This is a genomic window from Roseateles saccharophilus (genome assembly GCF_004342485.1).
In the GTDB taxonomy this organism is placed as follows: domain Bacteria; phylum Pseudomonadota; class Gammaproteobacteria; order Burkholderiales; family Burkholderiaceae_C; genus Pelomonas; species Pelomonas saccharophila.
Genome location: NZ_SMBU01000009.1, coordinates 159058 through 174892, shown reverse-complemented (window position 1 = coordinate 174892; position 15835 = coordinate 159058). Strand labels below are relative to the sequence as shown.

At 70.9% G+C, this 15835-nt stretch carries 11 protein-coding genes; 10 read left to right on the top strand and 1 reads right to left on the bottom strand.

Features of this window, described 5'->3' with window-relative positions:
* Window positions 1–75 precede the first annotated feature (75 nt).
* The 7 genes from EV671_RS10305 to EV671_RS10275 all read left to right on the top strand — a co-directional run bounded on the left by EV671_RS10305 (window position 76) and on the right by EV671_RS10275 (window position 9706).
* Entirely contained in the window at window positions 76–1176 is a 1101-nt protein-coding gene (locus EV671_RS10305) for a flagellar basal body P-ring protein FlgI (protein WP_243655673.1), read from the top strand.
* Window positions 1176–2048 carry a flagellar assembly peptidoglycan hydrolase FlgJ gene (flgJ, locus tag EV671_RS10300; protein ID WP_207911130.1) on the top strand — a complete coding sequence of 291 codons (873 nt, stop codon included), beginning with the start codon at window positions 1176–1178 and terminating at the stop codon, window positions 2046–2048. The genes EV671_RS10305 and flgJ overlap by 1 nt, the downstream gene beginning before the upstream one ends.
* A 17-nt stretch (window positions 2049–2065) precedes the next feature.
* Window positions 2066–4051, top strand: coding sequence for a flagellar hook-associated protein FlgK (gene flgK, locus EV671_RS10295; protein ID WP_132571219.1), 1986 nt, complete (start codon window positions 2066–2068; stop codon window positions 4049–4051).
* Between the two features lie 19 nt (window positions 4052–4070).
* Window positions 4071–5294, top strand: coding sequence for a flagellar hook-associated protein FlgL (flgL, locus tag EV671_RS10290; protein ID WP_132571218.1), 1224 nt, complete (start codon window positions 4071–4073; stop codon window positions 5292–5294).
* Window positions 5295–5403: 109 nt separating this feature from the next.
* On the top strand, window positions 5404–6588 hold the full coding sequence (locus EV671_RS10285) for an EAL and HDOD domain-containing protein (protein ID WP_132571217.1): 1185 nt from the start codon (window positions 5404–5406) through the stop codon (window positions 6586–6588).
* A 64-nt stretch (window positions 6589–6652) separates the two neighbouring features.
* Window positions 6653–9106, top strand: a complete 2454-nt coding sequence (locus EV671_RS10280) for a PAS domain-containing sensor histidine kinase (RefSeq protein ID WP_132571216.1) — start codon at window positions 6653–6655, stop codon at window positions 9104–9106.
* A gap of 12 nt (window positions 9107–9118) precedes the next feature.
* On the top strand, window positions 9119–9706 hold the full coding sequence (locus EV671_RS10275; RefSeq protein WP_132571215.1) for a response regulator: 588 nt from the start codon (window positions 9119–9121) through the stop codon (window positions 9704–9706).
* A gap of 217 nt (window positions 9707–9923) precedes the next feature.
* Here the strand turns inward: EV671_RS10275 and EV671_RS10270 are convergent, their stop codons facing one another.
* A complete protein-coding gene (locus EV671_RS10270) occupies window positions 9924–11258 on the bottom strand; it encodes a sensor histidine kinase (RefSeq protein WP_165917523.1) in 1335 nt (444 codons plus the stop codon).
* 126 nt (window positions 11259–11384) lie between these two features.
* On the opposite strand from EV671_RS10270, the gene EV671_RS26705 reads away from it, so the two are divergent.
* From EV671_RS26705 to EV671_RS10260, 3 genes are read left to right on the top strand one after another with little or no spacing between them, the layout of a single operon-like run.
* Window positions 11385–11768, top strand: coding sequence for an Hpt domain-containing protein (locus EV671_RS26705; protein ID WP_165917522.1), 384 nt, complete (start codon window positions 11385–11387; stop codon window positions 11766–11768).
* Window positions 11769–11779: 11 nt separating this feature from the next.
* Complete coding sequence (locus tag EV671_RS10265) at window positions 11780–14002, top strand: putative bifunctional diguanylate cyclase/phosphodiesterase (protein ID WP_132571213.1); 2223 nt, start codon at window positions 11780–11782, stop codon at window positions 14000–14002.
* Entirely contained in the window at window positions 14002–15834 is a 1833-nt protein-coding gene (locus EV671_RS10260) for a GGDEF domain-containing protein (RefSeq protein ID WP_132571212.1), read from the top strand. Before EV671_RS10265 ends, EV671_RS10260 begins: the two co-directional genes overlap by 1 nt.
* Window position 15835: the final 1 nt, after the last annotated feature.

Below are 15835 nucleotides of genomic sequence, written 5' to 3'. Positions count from 1 at the left end.
AGGGCTTGGAAAAGCGGGGCGGTCCGCGGCCTTTTCATCGGCTTCGCGGGCTCAAGCATCCGCAGAATCGGCCGAGTGAAGACGCTGCAAGCCCTCCTCCTCAGCCTGGCCATCGTGCTGGCGCCCATCGCCCAGGCCATCCGCATCAAGGAAGTCGCGGCGGTCGCCGGTGTGCGCTCCAACCCGCTGACCGGCTATGGCCTCGTCGTCGGCCTGGACGGCACGGGCGACCAGACCACGCAGGCGCCCTTCACCGGCCAGAGCCTGACGGCCATGCTGCAGCAGTTCGGCGTGCTGCTGCCCCAGGGCGTGACCATGCAGCCGCGCAACATCGCCGCCGTCATGGTGACGGCCCAGCTGCCGCCCTTCGCCCAGCCCGGCCAGGAGCTGGACATCAACGTCTCCTCCATCGGCAATGCCAAGAGCCTGCGCGGCGGCACGCTGATCGCGACGCCGCTGCGCGGCGCCGACGGCCAGATCTACGCCATTGCCCAGGGCAATATGGTGGTCGGCGGCGCCGGCGCGTCGGCGGGCGGCTCCAAGGTGCAGATCAACCACCTCAGCGCCGGCCGCATCCCGGCGGGCGCCCTGGTCGAGCGCTCGGTGCCCACGCCCATCGCCCAGGGCGACACCCTGCAGTTCGATCTCAACAGCAGCGATTTCGCCACCGCCCGCGCCGTGGCCCAGGCCATCAACAAGGCCAAGGGCCCCGGCACGGCCCAGGCGCTGGACGGCCGCGTCGTGCGCGTGCGCGCCCCAACCACGCCGGACGACCGCGTCGCATTCCTGGCCGACGTCGAGAACCTCGCCGTCGACATGGCCACGCCGGCCGCCCGCGTCGTCATCAATGCCCGCACCGGCTCCGTCGTCATGAACCAGGCGGTCACGCTGGCGGCCTGCGCCGTGGCCCACGGCAGCCTGTCGGTGACGATCAGCTCCACGCCGATCATCAGCCAGCCCAATGCGCTGTCGAGCGGCCAGACCACGGTGGCCGAGAAGGCCGACATCTCCATCCGCCAGGAGCCCGGCAGCCTCATCCAGCTGCCCGCCGGCGCACGGCTGTCGGACGTCGTGAAGGCGCTGAGCTCGCTCGGCGCCACGCCCCAGGATCTGCTCGCCATCCTGCAGGCCATGAAGAGCGCGGGCGCCTTGAATGCCGAGCTCGAGGTGATCTGATGTCCTCGCCGTCCTTCCAGTCCATCTCGGGCCAGAGCCTGGGGAGCCTCGACCAGCTCAAGGCCCAGGCCTCGCGCGACCCCAAGGGTGCGGTGCGCGAGACGGCCAGGCAGTTCGAGACGCTCTTCATGCAGGAAGTGATGAAGAGCATGCGCGCGTCCACGCTGTCCAGCGGCATGCTGGACAACAACGCGACGCAGCTCGGCACCGAGATGCTGGATACGCAGTTCGCCGGCAAGCTCAGCGGCCTGCCGGGAGGCTTGTCGGATGCGATCACGCGCCAGCTGCAGCGCCAGATGGGCGTGCAGGACCTGTCGCCAGAAAGCGTGAAGAAGGCCAGCCAGACCACGCTGGCCCAGGCCCTGCCGGCCCTGGCCACCAAGGGCATCCCCAGCCATGTGCAGGGCTTCATCCAGAAGCACGACGCCTCGGCCCGCGCGGCCTCGGCGGCCACCGGCATCCCGGCCAGCTTCATGGTCGCCCAGGCCGCCCATGAGAGCGGCTGGGGCAGGCGCGAGATCACCGGCGCCGACGGCACGAAGAGCCACAACCTGTTCGGCATCAAGGCCACGCCGGGCTGGACGGGCAAGACCGTCGACGTGCAGACCACCGAGGTCATCAACGGCCAGGCCCACAAGGTCACCGCCAAGTTCCGCGCCTACGGCAGCTACGACGAGGCGTTCAAGGATTACGCCAGGCTGATCAGCAGCAACGAGCGCTACGCCAAGGTCGTCGCCCAGGCCCAGAATGGCAACGCGGCCGGCTTCGCCCGCGGCCTGCAGCAGGCCGGCTACGCCACCGATCCGGCCTATGCCGACAAGATCGCCAAGACCATCAACACCACGATGCGCGTCCAGCGTGCGTTGGCCTGACGGACGACTGAAGAACCATGGCCGGCCTACTCTCCATCGCCGCCCGCGCGATGTTCGCCAACCAGGCGGCATTGCAGACGGTCGGCCAGAACATCGCCAACGCGAACACGCCCGGCTACTCGCGCCAGTCCGTCGTGCTGACGACCGCACCAGGCCAGTACACCGGCGCCGGCTTCTTCGGCCGCGGCGTGGACGTGCAGACCGTCGAGCGCTCCCACAACGACTTTCTGACCAAGGAAGCCATCAACACCAAGTCCACCGCCTCGGGCGACACGACGCAGGCCGAGCAGCTGACACGGCTGGAAAAGATCTTCCCCACCGGCACCGACGGCCTCGGCAGTGCCGTCAGCCAGTTCCTCAACAGCATGATGGACGTGGCCAACCGGCCCAGCGACCTTTCGGCTCGCCAGGTCGTGCTTGGCCAGGCCCAGCAGTTGGCCACGCGTTTCTCCAGTGTCGGATCGCAGCTCGCCGACATGCAGGCCGGCGTCACCAGCGACCTGCAGGCCGGCGTCACCCTCGTGAACCAGCTTGCCCAGCAGATCGCCAGCGTCAACGACAAGATCGCCAAGGTGCAGGGCAGCGGCCATTCGCCCAATGACCTGCTCGATCAGCGCGACCAGCTGATCTCGCAGCTCTCTGAACATGTCGCCGTGACGACCTTGCCGGCCGACGACGGCACGATGGGTGTCTTCATCGGTGGCGGGCAGCGCCTCGTGCTCGGCAATACGGCCTCGTCGCTGCAGATCGCGCCGGACAGCTACGACCCGCAACGCTCCGTGCTGGCCCTCAACGAGGGCGGCAGCACGCGACCGCTGGACGAGAGCGTGCTGACCGGCGGCAGCCTGAGCGCGTTGCTGCAGTTCCAGAACCATGACCTGCAGGACGCGCGCAATATGGTCGGCCAGCTCGCCGCGGCCCTTGGCACGCGCGTCAATGCACAGAACGCCCTGGGCCTGGATCTGTCCACGCCGCCGGGCCAGGGGGCGCCGATCTTCAACGTCGCCGCGCCGCGCGTGCTGCCGTCGACGAACAACCAGCGCAACCCCGACAGCAGCTTCACGAACGGCGTGCAGGCCACCATCGTCGATGCCAGCCAACTGCAGGCCAGCGCCTACAAGCTGTCTGCCGGCGCGGCGCCCGGCACCTACCAGCTCACACGCCTCAGTGACGGCCAGGTGCGCACCGTCGCCGCCGGCGCCACCGTCGACGGCTTCACGATCAACTTCAGCCCATCGCCTCCGGCGGCCGGGGACAGCTATGTGATCGAGCCCGTCGGCGCGGCCGCGGTCAATATGCGGCGCGTGCTGGACAACCCGAACGGCATCGCCGCCGCGTCGCCGGTGACGGCCGTCACATCGGTCAACAACACCGGCACCGCCACTCTCGACAGCATCTACGCCGTCAACAGCAGCTTCAGCGCCGCCAACCTGCCCATCTCGGTCGCCTTCGGCGCCGCCAACCCGGACGGCAGCGTCAACTACACGCTGACGCCGGCCGTCGGCGCACCGCTCGCCGGCGTCTGGAAATCCGGCCAACCCATCGGCAACCAACCGGGCGCCGTACCGCCTATCAACCTCGGCTTCGAGCTGCGCCTCAACGGCGTGCCCCGCGCCGGCGACACGCTGTCCATCGCTGCCACGCAGTACCCGGGCTCGAACAACGGCAACGCCAAGGCCTTCCTCGACATCCAGACCGATCCTTTCGTCGGCAAGCAGTTGCTGCCCAGCGGCAGCGTCACGGTCGGGGCGACGCTCAACGATGCGTATGCCAACGATCTCAGCGACATCGGTGCACGCGTCCAGGGCGCCAACTACCTGTCCGGCGTGTCCACCAACGTCGCCTCCGACGCCGAGAGCAATCGCTCGTCGCAGGCCGGCGTCAACCTCGATGAAGAGGCCTCGCGGCTGATCCAGTACCAGCAGGCCTACCAGGCCTCGGCCAAGGTACTGCAGACCGCCCAGACCTTGTTCAACCAGCTACTGCAAACCGTCTCCCAGTGATGAAGCCTAGGGTCAGCCCATGAGACTCTCCACCGCCAACCTCTACGACACGTCGATCGCCAACCTGCAGCGGCGCCAAAACACGCTGCAGAACCAGCAGCAACAGCTGACGTCGGGCAAGCGGGTCCAGGTTGCCAGCGACGACCCGACCGCCGCGGCCCGTGCCGAGCGGGCCCAGGTCGCGATGGACCGCGTGGACGCCAACCAGCGCGCGCTCGAGGCCAGCCGCAACAGCATGACGCTGAGCGAATCCGCCCTCGGCGATGCGAACGACCTGCTGCAGCAGGCCCGCGAGACCATGGTGGCTGCCGGCAACGCCAGCTATTCCGACGCCGAGCGCAAGGGCCTGGCCGACAAGCTGCAGGGCATCCGCGACCAGCTGCTGTCCATCGCCAACCGGCCCGACGGCTCCGGCGGCTACATCTTCTCGGGCCAGGGCTCCAGCAACCCGCCCTTCCTCGACCAGGCCGGCGGCGCGAGCTATGTCGGCACGCCCGGGACGATCCAGACCGGCAACCTCGACAGCTACCAGATGAGCGTCGACGGCCGCGCGGCCTGGGAACAGGCGCGCAGCGGTAACGGCTTCTTCGTGACCGACGCCGGCACCAACCCCACCAGCACCCCGCCCGGCGCCGCGGCGCAGGGCTGGATCGACCCCGGCAGCATCACCGCCCCGTCCAAGCTGACCGGGCTGAACTACAGCATCGGCATCACCGGCACCGCGCCAGCGGCCCAGACCTACACCATCAGCCCCCCGCCCAGTGACGGCACGGCTGCCACCGGCACCCTCAAGCCGGGCACCAGCATCGGCTTCGACGGCCTGGCCGTCACGATCAGCGGCGCGCCGGTCAATGGCGACAACTTCACCATCGCGCCGGCCACCAACTCGCTCAAGGTCTTCGATGTGCTGGACAAATCCATCGCCGAGCTCAAGACCCCGCTGCGCACCGGCACCCAGATCGCCCAGAGCAACTCCAACCGGCTGCGCGACCTGGATGCGGTGATGGGCAATATGCAGAGCGTGCGCAGCCAGATCGGCGAGCAGCTCAACAACCTCGACGGCAGCGAAAGCCGCCTGTCCGGCCTGAAGCTCTACGCCACCCAGGAGAAGAGCGCCGCCGAGGATGTCGACATGGTGCAGGCCATCTCCGACTTCCAGAACCAGCAGACCGGCTACGACGCCGCCCTCAAGTCCTACGCCATGGTGCAGCGCATGTCGCTGTTCCAGTACATCAACGGCTGACGCCGGTGCGCCGGCGGACGGTCGCCGTGCACCTGTCACGCTTTGCCACGGCGGCGGCCGGGCGCTCATGGCAGACTGACGGCCTCCTGCCGCCTTCCCGCGCCGAGCCATGTCCGACAACACCCCCGCCGCCCTCGATCACGCCATCCTGCCCGGCGTCGCCCTCGGCTATGCACCGATCATCGACCGCCAGCGAGCCGTCGCCGGCACCCGGCTCACGCTGATCCCGCTGCGCGCCGACGCCAAGGTCGACCAGGCCGAGCTGCTGGGCGCCCTCGCGGCGGTCTGGCCCCGTGGCGGTGAGCTGCTCAACCCCCAGGGCGAGGCCCTGCTCGGCGCGCTAATCAACGAGCCACCGGCCGAGCCCACCCAGATCGAGATGCCCGCCTTCATCGCCGCCGACGCCGCCAATGCCGCGCCGCTGGCCGCGCTGAAGGCCGCCGGCCACAGAGGCGTGCTCAAGGGCCTGCCCCAGTCGCCGCTGCCGGCCGAGGTCGCCGCCTTGTTCAGGCAGGTCGTGCTCGAACCCGGCCAGGCCGCTCCCGCGGGCGTGCCCGTGCTGCATGCCGGCGTGCGCGGCGTCGAGGCCATCGCCGCCAGCTTCGGCGCCGGTGCCAGTGCCGTCATCGGCTGGCCCATGGACGGCCCCTACGAGGCCTCCCCGGGCACGGGCAAGACCGAGATGGCGGCCGACCTGCAGGTCATCGTCGAGCTGATGTCGCGCCTCGACCAGGGCGAGGACGTCGAGCGCCTGGAGCAGACGCTCAAGCGCGACCCCAGCCTCGCTTTCAAGCTGCTGCGCTACCTGAACTCCGCCGCCTTCGGCCTGCCGGTCGAGGTGTCGAGCTTCCGCCACGCCATCATGCTGCTGGGCTATGCCCGCATGAAGCGCTGGCTGGCCCTGCTGCTCACCACCGCCAGCAACGACCACAGCATGCGCCCCATCATGTACGGCGCGCTGCGCCGCGGCCTGCTGATGGAGGAGTTCGCACAAGGCATGAGCGAGCGCGAGCAGCGCGACGAGATGTTCATCTGCGGCCTGTTCTCGCTGCTGGACCACATGCTGAAGGCACCCTTCGAGAAGCTGCTGCAGAGCATCCCCGTGCCCGAGCGCGTGCGCCAGGCGCTGGTGGAAGGCAGCGGCCCCTACCAGCCCTATCTGGACCTGGTGCGGGCCATCGAGGCCGAGTCGGTCTTCGACTACCGCGAGCGAGCCGAGGCGCTGATGCTGGGCGCCGGCGAGATCAATGCCTGCCTGATGCGAGCCCTGCACAAGGCGGCCCAGCTCGAATGAGCGAGGCGCCTTCGCCCGCCATCGACGGCCCGGCCCGGACGGGCCTCCCGCCCGGCTGAGCGCGATGGCCGGCCCGCCCGCCTCCGCTGCGCTGATCGACCTCGTCGGCGACCCGGTGCTGACGCTGCGGGCCGACCTGTCCGCGCTGCGCGCCAACCCCGCCGCCCGCGAATGGCTGGGGCCCGATGCCGCCGAGGGCTGGCGGCTGCTGCGCCACGCGGCCGGCACGCGGCTGGAGACCTGGCTGCGCGAGGCCACCGCAGCCATAGACACCGGCCGCGCCCCGCCACCCGCCCCGCCGCTCAAGCTCGCCGATGGCCAGCGCGCTACGCTGCACCTGCTGCGCGAGCGCCCCAACTGGCTGCTGCATGCGCGCCTGAGCGCGGCCGCCCCCGGCGAGCCGCCGCTCGCCGAGTGGCTGGCCCTGTCGCCGCTGCCGCTGCTGCTGGCCGACGCGGCCAGCGGCGCGCTGCTGCGCCGCAATGCCGCCTTCGACGCGCTGTGTGCCGGCTCGCCGCGCCACTTCAACGACCTGCCCGAGCTGCTGCAGGCCCTGCTGGGCTGGAGCCGTGGCGCGCCGCTGCCGGCGCTGACGGCCCAGCATGCACAGGACGGCCCCCTCGTCACCGAGGCCGAATTCGCCGATCCCCAGGGCCGCCAGCGCTGGCTGCAGGCGCGGCTGCGCCTGTGGCGCCAGCCCGGCCGCGTCATGCTGCTGGCCGTGCTGGAGGACCAGAGCACCCTGCACGAGCGCGACCTCGCTCACCAGCAGCTCGACGCGCTGATGGACACCGCCGCCGTCGGCCTGGCCACCTTCCAACCCGAGGCCGGCTGGGTCAAGGCCCACCGCAAGGGTTCGCCCTTCAAGGCCGGCGCCAAGCCCTCCGCCGGCTCGCTGCAGGGCATCAACCGCGACATCGTCGAGCCCGCCTCCCTGCCCGAATTCGAGCGCCTGCAACGCGCGCTGAAGAAGGGCGATGCCATCGAGGTGCGCTATGCCGTGCGCCACCCGGAGCTCGGCCGGCGCTGGCTGCTGACCCGCGTCGCCCCGGGCCTGCTGGCCGGCGGCCGGCGCTCGACCTCGGTCGTCACGCTAGATGTGACGGCCCAGGCCCAGGCCGAGAGCGCGCTGCTACTGCGCGCCGAGAGCGAGCGCGCGGTGCTGGACTCGGTGCTGGTCGGCATCGTCAGCGTCGGCCCCGACGGCATCGAGTGGATGAACCGCTCGGCGCGGCGCATGTTCGGCTGCGAGCTGGAGGATGTGCAGGGCCGGCCGATGGGCGTGCTGGCCCCGGACGACGACCACCACGCCTTCCACGCCGAGCCCGGCGCCGACGTGTTCGAGTGCCGGCTGCGTGGCCGTGACGGGCGCGAGTTCTGGGTCATCGGCAACGCCGTGCAGACGCCGCGCGAGGATGGCACGATGCAGCTGACCTATGCGCTGCTGGACATCGACCGCCGCCGCCAGGCCGAGGCCCAGAGCCGCCTGGCCCAGGCCTCGCTGGCCCGCGTCATCGAAGGCGCACCGCTGGCCATCACGCTGCACGAGGCCCACAGCCTGCGCATCGTCAAGCTCAACCACGCCGCCGCGACGCTGGCCGGCCGGCCCGAGGCCGCCATGCTGGGCGGCACGCCGGCCCAGCTGTTCGGCGCCGAGCTGGGCGCCCAGGTCGTGGCCGACATGCGCGAGGCGCTGGACTCGCAGGCCGTCGTACAGCGCGAGTACCACGTGCCCGCCGGGCAGGGCACGCGCATCTGGGATGCACGGCTGCTGCATCTGGCCGGCGTCGGCGGCGACAGCGACGCCACGGGGCCCGAGCTGCTGCTGATGGTGGCCAGCGACGTGACCGAGCAGCGCGCCGCCGAGCAGGCGCGGCTGCGGGCCGCCATCTCGCAGCGCGAGCTGCTGGTGCGCGAGGTGCACCACCGCATCAAGAACAACCTGCAGGGCGTGGCCGGTCTGCTGCAGCAGATCGCCGCGCGCCGCCCCGAGGTGGCGCCGGTGCTGAAGGAGGCCGTCGGCCAGGTGCAGGCCATCGCCCAGGTCTACGGCCTGCAGGTGGGTGCCGCGGGCCCGCTGATGCTCAAGCGCGTGTTCGACGCCATCGTCGGCTCGGTGCAGCGCATGCAGGGCCGCGTCATCACGACCGCCGCAGAGGGCGGCGCGCTGCTGGACGACTGGTGCCTGCCCGAGGCCGAGGCCATCCCGATCGCGCTCAGCCTGAACGAGCTGCTCGGCAACGCGCTGCGCCACGGCAATGGCGCCCAGGTGCGCTGCCAGCTGATCTGCGACAGCGCCGGCGTGATGGTCGAGATCGTCAACCCCGGCCGCCTGCCCGAGGGTTTCCTGCTGCAGAACGTGAGGAGCGGCGTGTCGGGCCTGGGCCTGGTGCGCGCGCTGCTGCCGCGGCGCAGCGCCATCCTCAGCCTGGAACAGCAGGGCGAGGACGTGGTTTGCCGGCTGGAGTTGATCCCGCCCAGCGTGGTTCACAATCCGGCCACAAAGCCAAGTTCTTGAACGAGGGGCGCGGTGAGCAAGGGCAAGATCCTGGTCGTCGATGACGACCGTCTGGTGTTGGCGACGCTGAGCTACGGGCTCACGCAGGCCGGCTTCGAGGTCATCGATGCCGACAACGGCGACGATGCCATCCTGCTCGCGCGCGAGCACCGGCCCGAATTGGCCCTGCTCGACATCCGCATGGAAGGCCTGACCGGCTTCGACGTGGCCGCCTATCTGCGCGAATACCTGCAGACGCCCTTCATGTTCCTGTCCGCCTTCGCCGACGAGGCCACGGTCGCCAAGGTCAAGGAGCTGGGCGCCGTCGCCTACCTCGTCAAGCCTCTGGACATCTCGCAGATCGTGCCCGCCGTCGAGGCCGCGTTCGCGCGCTCGACGGCGCCGGCCGCCCCCCCTGCGGCAGCGCCGTCCGGGCTGCCCGCGATGCTGGACCCGACATCCCTGGCCGTCGGCGTGCTGATGCACCGCTACTCGCTGCCGTGCGACGAGGCCCTGGCGCGGCTGACCAGCCTAGCCGCCGCCGAAGCCCACAGCCTGCCGGAGCAGGCCCGCCGCATCGTCGATGCCGTCGAACTGCTGGCTCGTCCGGGCACGCGCTGAATCACTGATCTGGGCGGCCGTCGTGCCTGCCTGCGGGCCGAGCGCCGAGCGGGGCCTTCCCCGCGAGCATCGCCGTCCCCTCAGGGGCTGAGCCCGGACACGTTGAGCCCAGTGGGCTCGACGTGCCTGGCGAAGAGCTGCGGCACTGTCCGCAGCGCGGTCTGCAAGACCGGCCAGACGCGCCCGCGTTCAGCAGGGCGCGACTGGACGAGGGGCCTCAGGCCAGGGTGAAGTAGAAGCGCGAGCCCTCGCCCACGGCCGACTCGGCCCAGATGTCGCCGCCATGGCGGCGCACGATGCGGCGCACCAGGGCCAGGCCCACGCCCGTGCCTTGGAAGTCGCTGGCGCTGTGCAGGCGCTGGAAGACGCCGAACAGGCGTTCGGCGAAACGCATGTCGAAACCCGCGCCGTTGTCCGACACGACGAAGACGCGCCGCCCGTCCTGCTGGGCGCTGCCGAAACGGATCTCGGTGCGGTCCGTCTTGGCGCTGTACTTCCAGGCATTGCCCAGCAGGTTCTCCAGCACCATGCGCAGCAGCGTCGGATCGCCCTGCACGACGAGGTCGGGCTCGATGTCCAGCACCAGCTCGCGCTGCGGCGCGGAACGCCGCAGTTCCTCCATCACGAAGCCGGCAAGCTGGGACAGGTTGACCGGCTGGCGGGCCAGCGGCCGAGTGCTCAGCTGGCTCAGCGACAGCAGCGCGTCGATCATGCTGTTCATGCGCGCGCTGGCGCTCAGGACGCGGTCCAGATGGTCGTTGCCGACCCGGTCCAGCCGCGCGCCATAGTCCTCCTTCAGGATGCGCGCGAAACCCTCGACGACGCGCAGCGGTGCGCGCAGGTCGTGGGAGACCGTGTAGCTGAAGGACTCGTGCTCGGCGGCCGGGTCGGCCGCTACGGCGGCCTGCGGCGGCGTAGCGGCGGCCGCGTTCTCGATCCGGGCCGTACCCAGGTAGCCGGCGAAATGGCCCTGCGAATCGATGCAGGGCAGGCCCTGCAGGCGCCAGCGAGCATCGCCCGAAGCGGCACCGAGCGGCAGCTCGGCGAAGGGCTGGCGGGCGTCCAGGCGCTGGCGCAGCTGGGCGGCCGGCTCGGCCGCCTCGAAACGCTCCCACAGCTTCTGCGAGCCGGGCGCGGTACCCACCCAGCTGGACGCTGGCGCGCCCTGCGGTGCCTGCCAGCGCACCAGGCGGTGCTCGGCGTCGGTGGCCCATTGCCAGTCGCGTTGCAGCTGGGCCTGCATCAGCACCTGCTGGCGCGCCTCGCGCAGCGGCTCGGCCAGGCGCTGGCGCGTCAGGCGCACGCCGGCATGCCAGCCCAGCGCCGCCGCGGTGAGCACCATGACGCCGGTGAAGAAGGCCGTCAGCACCAGGGCGGCGTGCACGAGGCCGATCTCGCCGCCCCAGGCCCGCATCAGCGCCAGCACGACCAGGACGCCCAGCATCAGCATCAGCAGGGCCGCGCCGCCCAAGCCCAGCACCACCAGCCGCATCGGCAGGCGCCGCTCCTGGCGGCGCGGCGTGAGCGCGCTGTCGTCGCTGAGGCTGTTCATGCGGGGCATTGTAGGCAGCGCTTCCGGGCCGAATGTGCATATGAACCAAGGGCTTGCAAGGGTCGATTCCGTGCATTCCGTCGCGCCATCCCCCCCGGCCGGCCGAGATACATTTGCGGAGTGCTCATGCACAACCTCAACATGACAGCCTCCCCGCACCCTGCCCTGCTCGACCCCGAGGCGATCCGTCGCCTGCGCGAGCTCGACCCGACCGGGGGCAACAAGCTGCTGGAACGGGTCGTCAATGCCTTTTCCAGCTCGCTCGAACGCCTGCTGCCCGACCTTGCCCGCGCCCGCGAAAGCGCCGAGCCGGACCTCGCCGTCGTGCGCCATGTCAGCCACACGCTGAAGTCCTCCTCGGCCAGCCTCGGCGCGATGGCCCTGTCGGCCCGTTGCGCGGACATCGAAGCGCGGGTGCGCGAGGGCCGCATGGAGGGCCTGGCCACGCAACTCGACGCTATGCTCCAAGACATCCAACAGGTACGCGTGGCACTCGCCGCGCTGCTGTGACGCCCAGCCCAATGCTGCCACCCGGTCAAGCCCTCGACGACCTGACGCACCAGCCGCGCGTGCTGCTGGTGGACGACGACGAGGTCAACCTGCTGCTGACCGCCGCCGCGCTGCGCGAGCGCGGCTTCGACGTCATCGAAACCAACAGCGGCAGCGACGCCCTCGCCCAGCTGTCCACGCGCACGCCCGACGTCGTCGTGCTGGACGCGCTGATGCCCGAGCTCGACGGCTTCGAGACCTGCTCGCTGCTGCGCGCCACGCCGGGCTTCGAATCCCTGCCGGTGCTGATGCTGACCGGCCTCGACGACGAAGCCTCGATCAACCGCGCCTACCAGGCCGGTGCGACGGACTTCTTCGTCAAGTCGCCGCAGTGGAGCCTGCTGGAAGGCCGGCTGCGCTACCTGCTGCGCAGCTCGCGCACGCGGCTGGAGCTGGAACGCAGCAAGGCCAAGCTGGCCCGTGCCCAGGACCTGGCGCGCATGGGCAGCTTCGAATGGCGGCGCGGCGTCGCGGCCAGCTTCATGATCTCGGCCGAGGGCCTGCGCGTGTTCGGCCGCGGCCCGCAGGACCGGCTCGACTTCGTCGGCGTGATGCGCATGGTGCCGCACGACGACCGCCACGTCTTCCTGCGCCTGCTGCGCGACGTCATCGCCCACACCTCCGTCCTCGTCACCGACCTGCCGCTGACCCTGCCCGACGGCCGCCAGCGCGTCGTGCACATCGAGGCCGAGCCCGAGTTCAACGAGCAGGGCGGCGTCAACGGCTACACCGGCATCCTGCAGGACGTGACCGACCGCCGCCAGGCCGAGGACCGCATCCGCCAGCTGGCCCATTTCGATGCCCTCACCGGCCTGCCCAACCGCCGCCAGCTGATCTGGCGCGTCGAGCGCGCCATCGAGAGCGCGCGCCGCGGCGGCCACGAGGTCGGCCTGCTGCTGATCGACCTGGACCGCTTCAAGGTCATCAACGACACCCTCGGCCACGCGGCCGGGGACGAGCTGCTGGTCGAGGTCGGCCGGCGCCTGCGTGGCTGCGTGCGCCATTCCGACCAGATCATGGAAGGCGTGCTGGAGGGCCTGTCCAATCGCAGCCACCGCGGCCTGGAAGCCGTGGGCCGCCTGGGCGGCGACGAGTTCGTCGCCCTGCTGCCCGAGGTGACCGACGAGCGCGACGCCGAGCGCGTGGCCCAGCGCGTGCTGGACTCGCTGCGCGAGCCGATCTTCGTCGGCGGCCAGGAATGCTTCGTAACCGCCAGCGTCGGCATCGCGCTCTATCCGCGCGACGGCCAGACCATGGCCGACCTGCTGCGCAATTCCGACGTGGCCATGTACGCGGTCAAGAGCCAGGGCCGCAACGCCTCGGCCGTCTACTCGCCGCAGCTGGCCGGCCACGGCAAGCAGAAGCTGGAGCTGGAGAGCGCACTGCACAAGGCACTGGAGCGCAACGAGATCGTGCTGCACTACCAGCCCAAGATCGATGTGCGCGCCGCCCGCATGGTGGGCGCCGAGGCGCTGATGCGCTGGCAGCGCGGCAATGTGCTGGTGCCGCCGGCCGACTTCATCCCGCTGGCGGAAGAAACCGGCCTCATCGTGCCGCTCTCCGAGTGGGCGCTGAAGGAGGCTGCCCGCCAGGCCAAGCTGTGGTCGCTGCAGTTCGGCTTCTCCGATTCCATCGCGGTCAACCTGCCCAGCCGGCTGTTCGAGCGCACCGATCTCGTCGAGCACATCCACCAGTGCGTCAGCGCCTACGGCGTGCCGCACCGCTCCATCCAGCTCGAGATCACCGAGAACAACCTGATGAAGGACCTGCAGAACGTCATCCCGTCCCTGCACCGTCTGAACGAGGTCGGCGTCGAGATCTCCATCGACGACTTCGGCACCGGCTATTCGTCGCTGGCCTACCTGACCACGCTGCCGATCTCCGAGGTCAAGGTGGACCGCACCTTCGTGCGCGACCTCGGCATCACGCCGCAGAGCTCAGCCGTCGTCACCGCCATCATCGCGCTGGCGCGGGCCCTGGGCCTGCGCGTCATCGCCGAGGGCGTCGAGACGCTGCGCCAGATGGAGGTGCTGCACCGCCTGGGCTGCTCGCTGATGCAGGGCTTCCTGTTCAGCAAGCCGCTGCCGGCCGACGAACTGGAGCGCTGGATCGCCCAGACCGTGCTGCCGCGCAAGGCACCGTGGATCACGCAGGCCGACGGCAGCAACGACCTGGCCTCGCTAGGACACCGCTGATGCGCTCCCAGCTCCCGCCGGCCCAACTCGCCAAGGCTGCACTGCAGCGCCTGGCCCAGGCCCGGCTGGAGCCCACACCCGAGAACTACGCCCGCGCCTATGCGATCGAGGCCGGCACCGAGAGCCAGCCCGCCGCCCATGCCGGCGTGCCGGAGCGTGTGCAGCAGCTGCTGTCCCGGCTGATCAGCCTGGCCCTGCCCTCGGGAACGACGCGCCAGGAGCTGCAGACCGCGCTGCGCGAGCAGCGCTACGACGAACTGCTGCGCGAGGTCGAGAAGCTGCTCGACGTCGCCGGCCCCGGTGCCCAGGCCGAGGCCCTGGCCCAGGCCATCGAGCGCCTGGTGCGCGGCCTGGAGCGCGGTGGCCGGCAATGGACGCTGGCGCGCAAGAAGGACGGCATCGCCCGCGTGCTGGAGCTGACCCGCACCGACGGCCACAAGCTCGTCAAGCGCCTGGGCCAGCTGATCCAGAGCTGGGACAAGGACAGCGAGGGCAGCGAGGTCGAGGCCGGCGAGGACGGCGGCACGCCCAGCCAGTTCTTCAGCGACACCGGCTTCGCCGATTCCAACTTCGCCGACAGCAGCCGCACCGGCCTGCGCGAGCCCGCCCCGGTGCCGGCCATGGCGCCGACGCACTGGCCCGAGATCGGCGGCGAACTGAACGCCACCGTGCGCCACGCGCTGCGCTCGCCGCAGACCGAGGCCACGCCGGCCGACGCGCTGATGCGCGAGCTCGAGGCCGCCCAGGCCGAGCTGAAGGCGGGCGGCGCCACGCCCGAGCGCGCCGCCCAGATGGCCACGCTGTGCCTGCGCGCCCGCCACCTGCTGGACCATCGCCGCCACCTCTTCGACGAGCTCGGCGGCCTGTGCCGCGAGCTGAGCTCCAGCCTCGTCGACCTGGCCGAGGACGACTCCTGGGCCCAGGGCCAGGCCGAGGCCATGAACCAGACATTGGCCCAGGGCCTGTCGGGCCGAGGCGTGCGCACCGTCTCCGAGCTGCTGGCCGGCACACGCGAGCGCCAGCGCTCACTGCGCGAGGAACGCTCCCGGGCGCGCGACGCGCTCAAGGGCCTGATCCAGCGCATGCTGGCCGAGCTGGGCGAGCTGGGCCAGCACACCGACCGCTTCCAGAACAATGTCGGCCGCTACGCCGACGCCATCGAGCAGGCCGACTCGCTGGAAAGCCTGGCCGGCACCGTGCGCGAGATGGTCGAGGAGAGCCGCAGCGTGCAGGGCCTGGTCGCCCAGACCCAGGCCCGCCTCACGCTGGAGCACGACCGCGCCGCCGCGCTGACGCAACGCGTCGACGAGCTGGAGGGCGAACTGCGCCGCCTGTCCAACGAGGTCCACACCGACCAGCTGACCCAGGTCGCCAACCGCCGCGGCCTGATCCAGGCCTTCGGCATCGAGCAGGCCAAGGCCGAGCGCGAGTCGACCCGCGTCGCATTGGCGCTGCTGGACATCGACAACTTCAAGAAGCTCAACGACAGCCTGGGCCACCACGCCGGCGACATCGCGCTGAAGTCGCTGGCCGAGCGCACCCAGGCCTCGCTGCGCCCGGGCGACATGGTGGCGCGCTATGGCGGCGAGGAGTTCGTGCTGATGCTGCCCGACACGCCGCTGGACGAGGCCCAGGCCGTGCTGGTGCGCCTGCAGCGCTCGCTGTCGGCCGCCCTCTTCAGCCACGAGGGCAAGGACGTCTTCGTGACCTTCTCGGCCGGCGTCACGCTGTACCGCCCCGGCGAGACGCTGGAAGCGGCGCTGGACCGCGCCGATGTGGCCCTCTACGAGGCCAAGCACACCGGCAAGAACCGGGCCTGCATCGCCGAATAGG

What these genes read in the sequence shown, in the direction of transcription:
- EV671_RS10285 (WP_132571217.1), top strand. Translation starts at nt 5,404, where the DNA reads ATGTCCGACAACACCCCCGCCGCCCTCGATCACGCCATCCTGCCCGGC.
- flgK (WP_132571219.1), top strand. Translation starts at nt 2,066, where the DNA reads ATGGCCGGCCTACTCTCCATCGCCGCCCGCGCGATGTTCGCCAACCAG.
- flgL (WP_132571218.1), top strand. Translation starts at nt 4,071, where the DNA reads ATGAGACTCTCCACCGCCAACCTCTACGACACGTCGATCGCCAACCTG.
- EV671_RS26705 (WP_165917522.1), top strand. Translation starts at nt 11,385, where the DNA reads ATGCACAACCTCAACATGACAGCCTCCCCGCACCCTGCCCTGCTCGAC.
- flgJ (WP_207911130.1), top strand. Translation starts at nt 1,176, where the DNA reads ATGTCCTCGCCGTCCTTCCAGTCCATCTCGGGCCAGAGCCTGGGGAGC.
- EV671_RS10265 (WP_132571213.1), top strand. Translation starts at nt 11,780, where the DNA reads ATGCTGCCACCCGGTCAAGCCCTCGACGACCTGACGCACCAGCCGCGC.
- EV671_RS10270 (WP_165917523.1), bottom strand. Translation starts at nt 11,258, where the DNA reads ATGAACAGCCTCAGCGACGACAGCGCGCTCACGCCGCGCCGCCAGGAG.
- EV671_RS10280 (WP_132571216.1), top strand. Translation starts at nt 6,653, where the DNA reads ATGGCCGGCCCGCCCGCCTCCGCTGCGCTGATCGACCTCGTCGGCGAC.
- EV671_RS10260 (WP_132571212.1), top strand. Translation starts at nt 14,002, where the DNA reads ATGCGCTCCCAGCTCCCGCCGGCCCAACTCGCCAAGGCTGCACTGCAG.